Below are 14,469 nucleotides of genomic sequence, written 5' to 3' on the forward strand. Positions count from 1 at the left end.
TTCTTTCTTACAATAATTTAAACAAATCTATTGCATCTTCGGTTGGCACACCTTGAATAAAGCACTGCACACCAAGCTGGCGTAGCTGTTCAAATGCCGCTCTGTCTTTATCATTTACGGATACGGTTTTATGGATCTGTGTTTTGCCCTCCTCATAATGCATATTGCCTACGTTAATTTTGTCAATTGGCACGCCACCTTGCACTAAGGTTAAAAAATCACTCGGTGTTTTGCACACAAGCAAGATTTTTTGTCGATCCGCCGCACGGTGGATATTATCAATCACTTTTTGCAAAGGCCAAAAACGCACATCAATGCCCTCTGCAAGCACCATTTCCATCAAATTTTGTTGCATTGGATCTTCTGCCACTTCATCATTGGCAACCAGCACTAAATTCGCCCCAGCAAAGCCAACCCATTGCACGCCCACTTGACCGTGGATCAAACGTTCATCAATGCGATTTAATACAATATTTGGCATACCTATCTCCCTTTAGTCAATTATTTGATTCTTTTTTACGCCTAAATCAGAGAGAAAGCAAAATACAAAGTCAGGAAGTGTGATGTAGATCTAAAAATATCTTTAGTATGCTACAAAAAGGAGATTTGTTAGAACGATATCTAGCAACCGCACTAACAGAATTAAGACGGTAGATTTTTGATTTAAAACTCAGCAGTAAAGGAGTATTTTTGAAAAAAACCTCACGATATTAGTGAGGTTTTTATACGTATTTATTTCTCTTCAAACCAAACTCGCTCGGCGGTTACATCAATAATATTGTCGTCTTTTCCGCGTGCAAGTAGGGTGGCGAATACGAAGCCTAAGGAGCTGATACAAAAGGCGAATAGGGTGAATAAGACAAGGCTTCCCATTACGGCAAAGTCAATGGCGGCTAATAAGAAGTTTTGTAAAAAGGTGATGAAATTGTGCAACATAAATTTGTCCTCTTTAAAATGTTAGGGGTTAAAAGCTCGCGGGCTGGTTTTCATTTCATACGCGGTTCGCCTTGTTATACTTTTTGTACGTTTTCGGCTTAATGCGGTTGAACGTGAAATGCCTTTCGCGATACGTTTTTCATTGCCCTCATCATACAAAAGAAAAATTAGCACAAAATTAGTATATCGCTAAACTTCTTTCACTTTTTTACAGTGTTACTTCGCTAAGCTCACTCGTACCCATAGCCCCGTTGGGAAGTGTCGGCTGTCGCGTAGCTCAATTTTTCCGCCGTAGTTTTGGACGATTTGCTGGGCGATGGCAAGCCCTAATCCTGATCCCATTTGGTCTGAGCCAAGTATGCGATAGAACGGGTCGAACACGCGTTGGCGTTCCGCTGTAGGAATGCCGTTGCCGTTGTCTTCCACGTTCAAAATTAAATGCTCTGCCCTGTCTTCCGCCCAAAGGTCAATGCGGCTGCCCGTTGGCGTGTAGCGAATGGCGTTATCTACAAGGTTTTTGATTAAAAGATAAAGTTCCGTTTCGTTGCCTTGAAAGAAAATTGGTTGAGGCGATTCCACGCCTAAATCTTGTTGCTTTTGTTCGGCGAGGGGGTATAAATCGGCGATCACTTGGCTAAATACCGATTGAATGGCACATAAAGTGCTGTGCGTTTTTTCGCCGTTTTGTATTCTAGCTAAGGAAAGTAATTGCTCCAAAAGATGGCGACTGCGTTGAATGCTTTGATTGAGCTGTGCCACTTGCTGAGCGGTTTCCGTCGGTAACGGGTGCTGGGCGAGGCGTTCCGCCTGTAAGGAAATCACGGTCATTGGGCTACGCAATTCGTGCGAGGCATCGGCGATAAAGCGTTTTTGCTGTTGAATGAAGCGATCCGTGCGTGCTAAAAATTGGTTGATCGCCAATACGAAGCCCGTAATTTCATTGGGCAAATGGTTTGTCGGCAAGGGGGTGAGATCTTGCTGAGAACGTTGTAGCACTTTTTGCGAAAGCCGTTCGATGGGTTTCATTGTTTGGCGTGTGATCACATAAATCAGCACGGCGATAAGGGGCAAAATCAGCATAAAGGGAAGAAAATTCGCCAGTGCGGCGTGAACGGCTAAATCTTCGCGGTATTCATTTTCTTGTAGCACCACGATAACGCCTTGCGGCACGGTGCGAAGATAGCCGCGATACAACTCGCCTGCGTTTTTTAGATCATAATGAAAGGAATTTTTTTTGTTATTCAATACTGCATAATGCCCTTTTTTTCGTGCGAAGGTATAAAAATCATTTTGTGGATTTTCGGGCAATTTGAGCTGATCCGTAGGTTTATCCTTTGCAATAAAGTAAACCGCGATGCCGTTTTCATTGTATTTTTCTTCGTGTACAAAGTGCGGTGAAATGTAGCTCGAAATTTGTTTGAGCATTTCATCTTGCAGTTTATGAGTTTGGTAATAGGTATCGTAAAACGCCCAACCGCTGCCTAAAATCGCAACAATGACAACGGTCAAAATCAAGCTGAAACTGAGCCTTGCTTTTATGGAACGCATTATACCGCCTCCGTTTTCGCCATTAGCCAGCCCACGCCTCGCACATTTTTGATTCGCTCTTTGCCGAGTTTTTTCCGCAAGCTGTGAATGAGAAAGTCAATGGCATTGCTCTCCACCTCTTCGCCCCACGCATAGATTTTGTCTTCTAGCTCCGCTCTGGAATGGATAATCCCCGCCCGCGTCATTAGCACTTGGAGCAAGGCAAATTCTTTGTTGCTCAGCGGAATGACTTCGCCGTTCACTTCCACTTGGTAGGTGGTGGGGTCAAGGCTCATATCACCATTGATTACTTTCGGCGAGCTTTGTCCGTAATGGCGGCGTAAAATGGCACGAATGCGGGCTTGTAACTCGTTCATATCAAAGGGTTTTATCAAATAATCGTCTGCCCCGCCGTCCAACCCTGCTAAACGGCTGTCTATGTCATCACGGGCGGTAACGATTAACACGGGCGTGGTGTTTTTCTGTTGGCGTAAGCGTTGCAATAACTGCAAGCCGTCTTGCCCCGGTAACCCGAGATCTAACAAGACGAGATCATAGGTTTGCGTGATTAATGCCTGCTCGGCAGTGTTTCCGTTGTTCACCCAATCCACCGCATAATGGCTTTCTTTGAGGCTGTCCGCCATTGCCTGTGAGATCATTTTGTCATCTTCCACTAATAAAATTCGCATTTTGCCTCCAAAAAACTAATAAAAAAACAACCGCACTTTATCAATGCGGTTGCTGAAGTCAAATCTCATTCGGTGTTAGAAACGCTCGCCCGTGTTGGCATCGAGGCGAAGTTTTTCGATTTTGCCATTCACAATGGTTTTAATCTGATACTGTGGGCGATCTTTTTTCACTTTAAATTCAATCTCTTTGATTTTGCCGCCCGTTTGCTGTTGGGCGATGTCCACTGCTTGGGTGAGTGAAATTTTCACCTCTTGCTGCAAACGCTGGTGTTCTTCAGCGTGTTCCGCTTTTTGCTCAGATTTTGATCCCAACACGTCCCCCGTTTTGGCATCAATTTTAAATTCCTGCGTTTCGCTGTCTTTCAGCAATTTCACTTCATAGTAGAGATTGTCTTTCTTGTGCTTGAGTTCCACCTCTACCACTTTGCCGTCGAATTTGGATTTTGCCTGATCCATCGCTTGTTGTGCGGTGATGCTGGCTTGCTCAAAAATCGCGGTGTCTTTCAAGCTGTCCGCATAAGCCGTCCCCAATGCCCCGAAGGTTACTGCACCGATTAAGGCGGTGGCTAAAAGTGTTTTGCGTAAGTTTTTCATTGTTATACTCCTTTGTTAATCATTAAAATTCATCGTAGGTTGCTGTTCGCTTCCTTAGCGACGGGAGCATTATAAAAAGCCAGAATTAGCAAAAAATTAGCAAACACATTTTTTTGAAAAAATTGCACCGCTCGCGGAAGCCTTTAATTCACTTCCTTAATGCGTAGCTCTCGCGGCACTTCAAACACGGTGTTTTCTTCGCAGCCTTGTAGCTCTTCCACTTGGGTTACGCCTAATTCTTTTAAGCGATTGACTACCGATTGCACCAATACTTCAGGGGCAGAAGCGCCTGCGGTAATGCCAATGGTGGAAACCTCTTTGAGCCACGCGATGTCAATATCATTAGCATCATCAATCAGTTTCGCAGTTACGCCCATTCTGGTGGCAAGTTCTGCTAAGCGGTTGGAATTGGAAGAGTTTTTTGAACCAACAACAATCACCAAATCAGCAATTTTGGCTAATTCTCTCACCGCTTGTTGGCGGTTGGTGGTGGCATAGCAAATATCGTTTTTGCGTGGGCCTTGAATGGCGGGATATTTTTCTTTTAACGCAGCAATCACTTCACTAGTATCATCAATGGAAAGGGTGGTTTGCGTCATAAAGGTAATATCATCTTCTTTCGTCAGCGCAAGTTTGGCGATGTCTTCCACATCTTCCACCAAATAAATACCGCCTTGTGCATTATCATATTGCCCCATTGTGCCTTCTACTTCAGGGTGGCCTTCGTGTCCAATTAGCACCGCTTTTGTGCCTTTTCGGCTAGCACGTGCCACTTGCATATGCACTTTGGTTACCAGCGGACAAGTGGCATCAAACACTTTCAGCTCGCGTCTTTTGGCTTCTTGGCGAACAGCTTGAGAAACGCCGTGGGCGGAAAAAATCACGATCGCGCCGTCTGGCACTTCATCTAATTCTTCCACAAACACCGCGCCACGTTCACGCAATCCATTTACCACAAAACGGTTATGCACCACTTCGTGGCGGACATAAATCGGCGCGCCGTGAATTTCTAAAGCTAATTCGACAATGCTAATGGCACGATCTACCCCTGCACAAAAGCCACGCGGGTTGGCTAAGATAATTTTCACTGGGCTTTCTCCGTTTTTTTCTCGTTATTTTTGATGGCATCAATGGCAAGCAATGCGGCACCAATACAAATGGCAATGTCCGCCACGTTAAAGACTGGATAATGCCATTGTTGCCAGTAGAAATCGAAAAAATCCACCACAAAACCGTGATATGCACGATCCGCCATATTCGCCAGCGCTCCACCAATAATTAGAGCATAAGCAGTGTTTTGCAGCCGTTGGCTCGCTTTATTTTTGGCTAAGAAAATTACGAGCATTGCGGAAATTCCAATGGCAAGTAGAATAAAAAAGCTTTTCTGCCAGCCTGAATGATCCGCTAGAAAACTAAATGCTGCGCCATAATTTCGCACATAGGTGAGATTAAAAATAGGCAAAATTTGGACACTTTCGTACAGCTCAAAATGGTTTACCACTAAATATTTGGTAAACAAATCTAAGCAAAATGCCACCGCACTTAGCCAGAGAAATGATAAACCTGATTTAGATTTTGACATCTATTTGTTCCAAAATGTAGGTTGTTTCCAAATGTAGGGCGCATCTGTATGTGTCCAATTGGGATCACTACGCGGGCGGACACATCGGTCCGCCCCTACAAATTTAATATAAATCGTAGCTTCCAAATGTAGGGGCGCACCTATGTGTGCGCCCGATTGGGATAGCAACACAGGCGGACGCATCGGCTAGCCCTACAAATTCAATTACGCCAAACAAAAAATTCGTGAAAAAAGCACCGCACTTTGTGATTTCGCTAAATCAAAGTGCGGTGGAATTTTTTCACATTTTACGCAAAGCGTCTTACTTCACCTTCGCCGTCCACGTTTTCAACACAGCGTGAACATAGGGTTGGGTGTGCTGGATTTGTGCCGATGGTGTCAGAATAATGCCAGCAACGCGGACATTTTTCATTGGCGGAACGAACCACTTTCACTTTAAAGCCTTCTACTTCACCTGCTTCCACATCAGCTTCGGCTAATGGTTTCACTTGTGCTTTTGACGTGATCAGCACAAAGCGTAGTTCATTTTCCAGTTGCGATAAAATCTTCGCGTATTCATCGTTCGCATAAAGGGTAACCTCTGCTTCTAATGCGGCGCCAATGGTTTTATCTGCACGGGCTTGCTCTAACACACGGTTTACTTCATCACGCAATTTCAACACTTGTTGCCAGTAAGCATCATTCATTGTTTCTTCTGCGCTTAATGGGAATAAGCCGTCATAAAACTCTTCGGTAAACACAAATTCCGCGCGTTCACCGGGGATATATTGCCAAATTTCATCAGCGGTGAAAGATAAAATCGGCGCAATCCAACGCACCAAGGCTTCGGCAATATGCCATAAGGCTGTTTGGCAGCTACGGCGCGCAAGGCTGTCCGCTTTGGTGGTGTATTGGCGGTCTTTGATAATATCTAAATAGAACGATCCCATTTCGATTGAACAGAATTTCATTAAACGCTGAACAACGGCGTGGAATTGATAATTATCGTAAGCCTCTTGGATCTCTTTTTGTGCATTCAAGGCACAGTCCACCGCCCAGCGATCGAGTACGATCATTTCTTCTGGTTTAACTAAATCGCGTTTTGGATCAAAACCATTTAGGTTCGCCAAAAGGAAACGCGCCGTGTTACGAATGCGGCGATAGCTATCGGCAGCACGTTTTAAGATTTCGTCTGACACAGACATCTCGCCGGTGTAATCCGTTGAAGCTACCCATAAACGTAAAATATCGCCACCGAATTTGTCCATCACTTCTTGCGGGGTCACAATATTTCCGATGGATTTTGACATTTTGCGCCCTTTGCCATCTACGGTGAAGCCGTGAGTTAGCACTTGCTTATAAGGCGCTTGGTTATCTGTTGCGGTGGAAAGCATTAGCGATGACATAAACCAACCGCGGTGCTGATCCGAACCTTCCAGATACATATCCGCGCTTAAGCCGTTAAACTCTGGACGCGCTTTCACCACAGAGAAATAAGTCGATCCAGAATCGAACCACACATCAAGGGTATCTGGCACTTTGCGATAATTTTCTGCATCATCACCAAGCAGATCTTTTGGATCAAGATCCCACCAAGCTTGAATACCCGATTGTTCCACCAGTTGTGCCACTTGCTCGATAAGCTCAAGGGTGCGTGGGTGTAATTCTTCAGTGGTTTTATGGATAAATAACGCCATTGGCACACCCCAAGTGCGCTGACGAGAGATACACCAATCTGGACGATTTTCCACCATTGCTTCAATGCGCGCTTGACCCCAATCTGGAATCCAACGCACTTTTTTGATTTCGCTTAAGGCTTGCGGACGTAAGCCATTTGTTTCCATTCCAATGAACCATTGCGGTGTGGCACGGAAAATAATTGGCGTTTTGTGTCGCCAGCAATGTGGGTAACTATGGCGAATTTTTTCTAATTTCAATAAGTTACCTGTTTCTTTCAGTTTTTCGATCACTAAATCATTGCTTTCAAACACGCCTTTGCCGGCAAAAAATGGCGTTTCTGCTTTAAATACACCTGCATCATTAATTAATGCTGCCATTTCTAAGCCATATTTTAAGCCTACCAAATAGTCGTCTTGACCATGATCTGGCGCGGTGTGAACCAAACCTGTACCGCCATCAGTGGTAACGTGATCACCTAAAATCACTGGCACGCTGTAATCATAGAATGGGTGGTTAAAGCGAAGAAGTTCTAAATCCGCCCCTTTTGCTTCACCTAGCACTTTCACGTTCTCTTCGCCTAAGGCTTTTTGTACGCTTTCCACCAAATCTTTCGCTAATATCAAACGCTTATCACCAAATTGTAATAATTGGTAAACAAGATCCGCATTCACTGCGATCGCGCGGTTTGACGGCAATGTCCAAGGGGTGGTTGTCCAGATCACCGCGGCCACTTCACCGCTGCCTGCTTCGCTTAAATTAAATTTATTTAGCACCGCACTTTCATCGGTGGCAGGGAATTTCACATAGATAGACGGTGAAGTTTTATCTTCGTATTCCACCTCGGCTTCTGCTAAAGAAGATGCACAATCTAAACACCAATGCACCGGTTTATAACCTTTGTAAAGATGGCCGTTTTCGACCACTTTAGCCAAAGTGCGAATAATGTTCGCCTCGGTGTCGTAATTCATTGTTAAATAAGGATTATCCCAATCCCCTAACACACCTAAGCGGATAAAATCTTTCTTTTGCCCTTCCACTTGCTCGCGTGCATAGTTACGACATTCTTCGCGGAATTGTGCCGCAGAAATTTTGTCCCCTGGTTTTCCCACCAAGCCTTCTACTTTCAATTCAATCGGCAAACCGTGGCAATCCCACCCAGGGATATAAGGGCTGTCAAAACCCGCCGCGGTTTTGGATTTCACAATAATGTCTTTCAGAATTTTATTTACAGCGTGTCCGATATGAATTGAACCGTTGGCATAAGGAGGGCCATCGTGCAAAATAAAGGATTTTTTCCCTTGTGCAGATTGTCTAATTTTTTCGTAAAGTTTTTTCTCATACCAATTTTTAAGCATTACTGGCTCGCGTTTCGCCAGATCGCCACGCATTGGAAACCCTGTCGCAGGCAGGTTAAGCGTGTTTTTGTAATCTACATTTTCATTCGACATTTGTTTTTTCCACGTTGTATAAAAATAAAATCTTGCATTGAATGCACAATAACCTTGGCATTATACGCATAAATAGCCTAATGTTAAAGAATGGGGGCGTGGGAATTGTTATTCAATCCTGAATTCTCAACTGCCCCTAAAGTGCGGTGATTTTTTCGCAAATTTTTTACCGCACTTTAAGCTAATTATCTGGTTCTTTTAGATTGGCTAAAATAATCCTTCGCCACGTCCACATCTTTTGCAATTTGTGCTTTAAGATCCTCAAAAGACGGAAATTTGACTTCATCACGAATTTTATGACAGAGCACCACCTGAAGAGCTTGCCCGTAAATATCGCCTTTAAAATCAAAGAGATGAACTTCTAATAGCTGTTTCACGCCATTGATAGTCGGGCGGCGACCAATATTTGCTACACCCTCATATTCCGTGCCATCAGGCAATTTGGCTCGCACGGCATACACGCCTTTCACAGGGTTCACTTGGCGTTGCAGACGAATATTTGCCGTTGGAAAACCGATGGTTCGCCCTAATTTATTGCCTTGCACCACACGCCCGTAAATGCAATAGGGCTTGCCTAATAATTGCTGAGCGTGGGCTAAATCGTCTTCCGCCAAGGCTTGACGAATTGCCGTGCTGCTAATGCGTTGCTCATTCAGCTGAAAACTGCAATTATCTTCCACTGTAAAGCCATATTTTTCACCTGCTTGTTGCAACAAGGCAAAATCCCCCTTCCGCCCTGCACCAAAGCGAAAATCATCGCCAATGCTTAAAAATTTCACGTTGAGTTTCTGCACCAAGCATTGTTCAATAAATTGTTGTGCGGAAAGCTGAGCAAAAGTGCGGTCAAATTTGATGCGAATAACATAATCCACGCCCAAATCTGCCAGTGCACTTAATTTATCGCGCAGCCGCATTAAGCGCGGCGGTGCGTTGTCGCCCATAAAATATTCGCTCGGCTGGGGTTCAAAAAGCATCACAACCATGGGCAAAGAAAGCGCACTTGCTTTTTCACGCAAATGACGCAACACCGCTTGATGCCCTAAATGCACGCCATCAAAATTCCCAATGGTTAAGGCACAGCCTTGTTGCTGAAAAATAGCGGGCAGTTGTTTTAACCCTTGAATTAATTGCATTAATCTATTCCGTTACGACCTTTTTTAATCATCACACCATACACACCGTATGGCGTTTGTTTATCTCAGCCACGCGGTGGCTAGTAAGAATAAATGCGAGCTTGTCGCGTTAATGTTTATTTTGCAATGTCAATCTCATCATAAAAAATCAATAAAATGACACCGCACTTTTATTTTCTACTGATTTATTTCCCAATACAAAACGAACTAAAAATATTGCCGAGCAGATCATCAGAGGTAAATTGTCCAGTAATTTCGCTCAGGTGATTTTGCACCATTCGCAATTCTTCGGCGAGCAGTTCACCTGCGTAAAATTCTGTGAGCTGAATAAGTCCTGCTTGTAAGTGGGTATCCGCTTGTTCTAAGGCTTCCAAATGGCGGCGGCGTGCAAGGAATCCCCCTTCTGCACTGGTGTTATAACCCATTGATTGTTTCAGATGCTCACGCAGTAAGTCCACACCAACTTGTGTTTTGGCTGAAAGACTGATCGTGGTTTGCCCATTTTGTTCGCGGAGAGTTTCTGCCTCGCCACTCAAATCCGCTTTGTTTCGCACAAGAGTTAAAGGGATATTATTCGGCAATTTTGCCAAAAATTCTGACCGCACTTGTGCGAGATTTTCTTCGCTATCGGTGCTGTCTAACATCAGAATAATGCGATCTGCTTGCTCAATTTCGTCCCACGCACGGCGAATCCCAATACGCTCTACTTCATCGGTGGCATCACGCAAACCTGCGGTATCTATAATATGCAACGGCATTCCGTCAATATGAATATGCTCACGCAGCACATCGCGAGTTGTGCCTGCAATGTCAGTTACAATCGCCGCTTCACGTCCTGCAAGGGCATTGAGTAGGCTAGATTTTCCTGCATTTGGTCGCCCTGCAATCACAACTTTCATTCCTTCACGCAAAATCGCCCCTTGCTTGGCTTCCGCTCGCACGGCAGCAAGTTGAGCAATAATCTCACGCAATTTGGCTTCAATTTTACCGTCCGCCAAGAAATCAATTTCTTCATCAGGAAAATCAATCGCCGCTTCCACATAGGTACGTAGATAAATGACATCATCGACAAGCTGATTGATTTTATTAGAAAATTCCCCTTGTAAGGATTTCAATGCAGAACGTGCTGCTTGTTCAGAGGTCGCGTCAATAAGATCGGCAATGGCTTCCGCTTGAGCGAGATCCAATTTATCATTCAAAAACGCCTGTTCAGAAAATTCACCCGGGCGAGCCAAACGCACGCCTTTGACTTGCAAAATGCGTTTGAGTAAGAGATCTAAAATAATCTGTCCGCCGTGTCCTTGCAATTCAAGCACATCTTCGCCCGTGAAAGAGTTTGGGGCTTTGAAGAATAAGGCGATCCCCTGATCTAACACCGTGCCATCGCTATCTTTGAAAGGCAAATAATTTGCCAAACGCGGTTTGAGAGGCTTGCCTAGCACCGCTTCTGCTACTTGTTGGGCAAGCGGCCCTGATACCCGTAAAATACCGACACCGCCATGTCCAATCGGGGTAGCTTGGGCGACTATGGTTTCTTTTGACATAATTTTTCCTAGAAAAAAGACCGCACTTTTAGAAACGCTCAAATATTATCTCGAGCAATAAACGGTGCGGTGGATGACCTTTATTTCATTAAATTTCTTCAACAACTGATGAACCAGTTTCCTGCTCACCGTCCAGCCATTGCCATTGTTCATTCAAGCGTAATTTGCCTGAAGGCAAGGTTTCAATTCTGCTCAAACATTTACCTAGGCGATTTTCACCTTGCTGGTTAAGATGTTGATAGGTAAAACTCATTTCATCATCTGCAATAAATTTTCCAATTAGAAAACCTTTTTTAATTTCACCGCCTGCATATTCTGCCCAAATCATTTCGTCTTGTTGAAAATAATGAAAGTGAGTGGAAGGATTTACCTCCCCATTTTCACTATTTACTACTGCGGTAAAGCATTTTTGATTTAGGTTATATTTCATTGTAATCTCCGGTAAAAGGTATGAACTCATTTTAAAATTCAGTAAATTGGACCAACACATAGGTTCGCTCCTGTAGGGAGATAATTGTATTACAGATTAAAAGCAATCACTAACTTTCTTTTCAAACAGCTAACTATATAACAAAATCAAGCAATTAAAGGGATTTTTTGATCTAAAATGGGCGAACACTTAGGTTCGCCCATAAATAAAGTATCTACTCTAGCTAGTTATTTTTTACGGGAATGTAATCCTTTTTTCTCTAACCCACGGTAAATCCATTGTTGTTGAGCAATGGTGATAAGGTTGGAAACTAACCAGTAGAGTACCAAACCTGCTGGGAAGAATAGGAAGAATACCATAAAGATCAACGGCATAAATGTCATAATTTTTTGTTGCATTGGATCTGCAACTGGTGTTGGTGACATTTTTTGTAATAAGAACATTGATCCGCCCATTAAAATTGGCAAGATGAAATACGGATCTTGTGCCGATAAATCTTGAATCCAACCGAAGAATGGGGCGTGGCGTAATTCCACCGCTTCCATAAATGTCCAGTATAAGGCGATGAAAATTGGCATTTGTAAGAGAATTGGTAAACAGCCACCGAGTGGGTTTACTTTTTCTTCTTTATACAATTTCATCATTTCTTGGCTCATACGCTGACGATCTTCACCATAACGCTCACGCATTTCTTGGATTTTCGGTTGCAGCATACGCATTTTCGCCATTGAGGTGTATTGTGCTTTCGTTAATGGGTAAAGCAAGCCTTTCACCACGAGAGTTACGCCAATAATCGCAAGCCCCCAGTTTTTCACTAAATCGTGAATGTGGGTAAGTAGCCAGAATAACGGTTTCGCAATAAACCACGCCCAACCGTAATCCACGGTTAAATCTAAGTGGTTTGCCACCTCTGCCATTTGATTTTGTAATTTTGGCCCTGTCCATAATTTGCTGGTGATGGTTTCTGTTGCACCTGCTGGAATATCCACCACGGGCCCACGATAACCAATTGCCCCTAAATTACGCGCTTTGTCTGTAGAAGTATATAAAAGATGAGTGCTGTCTTGATTTGGAATCCACGCAGAAACGAAATAATGTTGTAATACCGCTACCCAACCTGCTTTAGTTTGGATAGAAAGGTCTTTGTCTTCCATATCTTGGAAGCTGTATTTTTTATAATTCGTTTCAGAAGAAGAGTACGCGCCACCAGTATAAGTTGGCATTGCCATACTGCCTGAGCTTTCTACCAAAGTATGGGTTAATTTTGCATAAGGCTCAACTTCAATGGCTTGACCGCTTTGGTTGGCAATTTCAAAGTTCACTGCCACATCATATTCGCCGCGTTTTAAGACGAAAATTTTGCGATACGTTACGCCATCTTTTTCAAATACTAATGGCACAACAAGCTCATTTTGTCCATCAGCCAGTTTGAAAGTATCCCCTTCTACTTGGTAATTTGCACGGCCTGCTTTGGTGTCAATCCCGTTTTTGCCAACTAAACCACTTTGCGCAATATAAATATGCTCTGGTGTATCGTTCAATAAAACAAATGGTGTATGGGAATCTAATTCTGCATCATATTTTAATAATTCAGAACGCACTACGTCCCCACCTAATGTATTTACTTTTAAACGGAATACATCATTTTCTAAGGTAATGACTTTACCTTGAGCAAGGTTAGCAAGGTCTGAATTTGCTGTTAATTCGCCTTGAGAATTAGAAGTTTGCGCTTGTTCAGTGGCAACAGGCTTTGGTGAATGGTAATCCACTTGCCATTGCTGATAAACAAGAAAAGAAATAAAGAGTAGTGCTAGCACTAACAGGCTACGTCTTGAATCCATTATTTGTTCTCTTTGTTGTTATTGATCTTCGGCGGAACAGGATCGTATCCACCAGCGTGTAAAGGATGACATTTTAATATACGTTTTAACGTAAGCCAACCACCTTTTAACGCACCGTGCGTTTTTAATGCTTCAATGCCGTAGCAAGAACAAGTTGGCGTGAATCGGCAACGTGGGCCAATTAAAGGACTAATAACGAGCTGATAAAAGCGAATAAGCGCAATTAAGACTTTCGAGCCAAGCGAATGTGGCGCTGCCATAATTTATCCAATGAATTGAATATTTGCTGATTGTCTAAACGCCCAATCCCTTGTTTTACCACAATAACAAAATCATAATGCGGCAATTGATGTTGCAACAAACGAAAACGTTCACGACATAAACGCTTAATGCGATTACGATCGTGGGCGCGTTTTAAATGCTTTTTTGCTACCGCTAAACCTAAACGTGGAACAGATTCCTGATTAGGACGGGCTAGAATGGTAATTTCGGGGGAACTCGCGCGTTGCGGATCTTGGAAAACGTATTTGAATTGAGCGGGAGTTAGCAGACGTAACTCCCTAGAGAAGTTTAGCTTAATCACAGCGAGGGGCTGGATTATGCGGATAAACTTTTACGACCTTTAGCACGACGACGAGCTAAAACTTGACGGCCGTTTTTAGTTGCCATACGAGCACGGAAACCGTGAGTACGGCTACGTTTTAATACAGATGGTTGAAATGTACGTTTCATAACTATAATCTACCTAAATCAACATTGTTTAACCATTGCCTTTGACATTTAGATAGCCAAAAACGAATTGAAACAAGGGTTACTAAAATAAGGAACGGAATTGTAATCACAAATGAGCCGTTCGTCAAATAAGAATAAGAAAAATCGCAACATAATCTGCATTTTTCTTATTTGAAAGCATAAAAGCGGGGTGAATTATACTTTTTTTGGCAGAAATCTCAAGCAGCCTTTTTCGATTTTTTTGATCCTTTTATAAAGATCTTTTCTCAACTTTATTGTAAAATTAGCCGAATTCTCACCGCACTTTTCTGCGGACGATTCAAACGTTTAACTAATAAACTAGACATAATAACA

General features: G+C 43.2%; 15 protein-coding genes. All 15 read right to left on the minus strand.

Annotation, left to right across the window (positions count from 1 at the left end; translation table 11 throughout):
• Positions 1-7 precede the first annotated feature (7 nt).
• Positions 8-481, minus strand: a complete 474-nt coding sequence (gene agaV, locus DYC50_RS10430) for a PTS N-acetylgalactosamine transporter subunit IIB (protein ID WP_103854788.1) — start codon at positions 479-481, stop codon at positions 8-10.
• Between the two features lie 251 nt (positions 482-732).
• Complete coding sequence (locus tag DYC50_RS10435) at positions 733-936, minus strand: hypothetical protein (protein WP_103854789.1); 204 nt, start codon at positions 934-936, stop codon at positions 733-735.
• Positions 937-1,152: 216 nt separating this feature from the next.
• Positions 1,153-2,484 carry an ATP-binding protein gene (locus DYC50_RS10440; RefSeq protein WP_115250114.1) on the minus strand — a complete coding sequence of 444 codons (1,332 nt, stop codon included), beginning with the start codon at positions 2,482-2,484 and terminating at the stop codon, positions 1,153-1,155.
• Positions 2,484-3,152, minus strand: coding sequence for a response regulator (locus DYC50_RS10445; RefSeq protein WP_115250115.1), 669 nt, complete (start codon positions 3,150-3,152; stop codon positions 2,484-2,486). Before DYC50_RS10445 ends, DYC50_RS10440 begins: the two co-directional genes overlap by 1 nt.
• A gap of 75 nt (positions 3,153-3,227) precedes the next feature.
• On the minus strand, positions 3,228-3,746 hold the full coding sequence (locus DYC50_RS10450; protein ID WP_115250116.1) for a PepSY domain-containing protein: 519 nt from the start codon (positions 3,744-3,746) through the stop codon (positions 3,228-3,230).
• A gap of 143 nt (positions 3,747-3,889) precedes the next feature.
• A complete protein-coding gene (ispH, locus tag DYC50_RS10455) occupies positions 3,890-4,834 on the minus strand; it encodes a 4-hydroxy-3-methylbut-2-enyl diphosphate reductase (protein WP_115250118.1) in 945 nt (314 codons plus the stop codon).
• Positions 4,831-5,328 (minus strand): signal peptidase II, encoded by a 498-nt coding sequence (gene lspA, locus DYC50_RS10460; protein WP_115250119.1) that lies wholly within the window; start codon positions 5,326-5,328, stop codon positions 4,831-4,833. The genes ispH and lspA overlap by 4 nt, the downstream gene beginning before the upstream one ends.
• A 287-nt stretch (positions 5,329-5,615) precedes the next feature.
• Positions 5,616-8,435, minus strand: a complete 2,820-nt coding sequence (gene ileS, locus DYC50_RS10465) for an isoleucine--tRNA ligase (protein ID WP_115250120.1) — start codon at positions 8,433-8,435, stop codon at positions 5,616-5,618.
• Positions 8,436-8,620: 185 nt separating this feature from the next.
• Complete coding sequence (gene ribF / locus DYC50_RS10470) at positions 8,621-9,568, minus strand: bifunctional riboflavin kinase/FAD synthetase (protein ID WP_115250121.1); 948 nt, start codon at positions 9,566-9,568, stop codon at positions 8,621-8,623.
• 185 nt (positions 9,569-9,753) lie between these two features.
• Positions 9,754-11,112: a tRNA uridine-5-carboxymethylaminomethyl(34) synthesis GTPase MnmE gene (mnmE, locus tag DYC50_RS10475; protein ID WP_115250122.1), complete on the minus strand. Its 1,359-nt coding sequence runs from the start codon at positions 11,110-11,112 to the stop codon at positions 9,754-9,756.
• A gap of 88 nt (positions 11,113-11,200) precedes the next feature.
• On the minus strand, positions 11,201-11,542 hold the full coding sequence (locus tag DYC50_RS10480; RefSeq protein ID WP_115250123.1) for an avidin-fold protein: 342 nt from the start codon (positions 11,540-11,542) through the stop codon (positions 11,201-11,203).
• A 227-nt stretch (positions 11,543-11,769) separates the two neighbouring features.
• Positions 11,770-13,383: a membrane protein insertase YidC gene (gene yidC, locus DYC50_RS10485; protein ID WP_115250124.1), complete on the minus strand. Its 1,614-nt coding sequence runs from the start codon at positions 13,381-13,383 to the stop codon at positions 11,770-11,772.
• Positions 13,383-13,643: a membrane protein insertion efficiency factor YidD gene (gene yidD / locus DYC50_RS10490; protein ID WP_103853847.1), complete on the minus strand. Its 261-nt coding sequence runs from the start codon at positions 13,641-13,643 to the stop codon at positions 13,383-13,385. Before yidD ends, yidC begins: the two co-directional genes overlap by 1 nt.
• Positions 13,607-13,966, minus strand: coding sequence for a ribonuclease P protein component (gene rnpA, locus DYC50_RS10495; RefSeq protein WP_103853848.1), 360 nt, complete (start codon positions 13,964-13,966; stop codon positions 13,607-13,609). Before rnpA ends, yidD begins: the two co-directional genes overlap by 37 nt.
• 14 nt (positions 13,967-13,980) lie before the next feature.
• Entirely contained in the window at positions 13,981-14,115 is a 135-nt protein-coding gene (gene rpmH, locus DYC50_RS10500; RefSeq protein ID WP_005539760.1) for a 50S ribosomal protein L34, read from the minus strand.
• Positions 14,116-14,469 lie beyond the last annotated feature (354 nt).

Origin of the sequence: Avibacterium avium, from assembly GCF_900454535.1 — a bacterium.
GTDB classification, from domain to species: domain Bacteria; phylum Pseudomonadota; class Gammaproteobacteria; order Enterobacterales; family Pasteurellaceae; genus Avibacterium; species Avibacterium avium.

Coding starts and splice junctions, on each gene's coding strand:
- DYC50_RS10480 (WP_115250123.1), bottom strand. CDS start 11,542: ATGAAATATAACCTAAATCAAAAATGCTTTACCGCAGTAGTAAATAGT.
- agaV (WP_103854788.1), bottom strand. CDS start 481: ATGCCAAATATTGTATTAAATCGCATTGATGAACGTTTGATCCACGGT.
- yidD (WP_103853847.1), bottom strand. CDS start 13,643: ATGGCAGCGCCACATTCGCTTGGCTCGAAAGTCTTAATTGCGCTTATT.
- yidC (WP_115250124.1), bottom strand. CDS start 13,383: ATGGATTCAAGACGTAGCCTGTTAGTGCTAGCACTACTCTTTATTTCT.
- DYC50_RS10450 (WP_115250116.1), bottom strand. CDS start 3,746: ATGAAAAACTTACGCAAAACACTTTTAGCCACCGCCTTAATCGGTGCA.
- lspA (WP_115250119.1), bottom strand. CDS start 5,328: ATGTCAAAATCTAAATCAGGTTTATCATTTCTCTGGCTAAGTGCGGTG.
- DYC50_RS10440 (WP_115250114.1), bottom strand. CDS start 2,484: ATGCGTTCCATAAAAGCAAGGCTCAGTTTCAGCTTGATTTTGACCGTT.
- DYC50_RS10445 (WP_115250115.1), bottom strand. CDS start 3,152: ATGCGAATTTTATTAGTGGAAGATGACAAAATGATCTCACAGGCAATG.
- rpmH (WP_005539760.1), bottom strand. CDS start 14,115: ATGAAACGTACATTTCAACCATCTGTATTAAAACGTAGCCGTACTCAC.
- ileS (WP_115250120.1), bottom strand. CDS start 8,435: ATGTCGAATGAAAATGTAGATTACAAAAACACGCTTAACCTGCCTGCG.
- ribF (WP_115250121.1), bottom strand. CDS start 9,568: ATGCAATTAATTCAAGGGTTAAAACAACTGCCCGCTATTTTTCAGCAA.
- DYC50_RS10435 (WP_103854789.1), bottom strand. CDS start 936: ATGTTGCACAATTTCATCACCTTTTTACAAAACTTCTTATTAGCCGCC.
- mnmE (WP_115250122.1), bottom strand. CDS start 11,112: ATGTCAAAAGAAACCATAGTCGCCCAAGCTACCCCGATTGGACATGGC.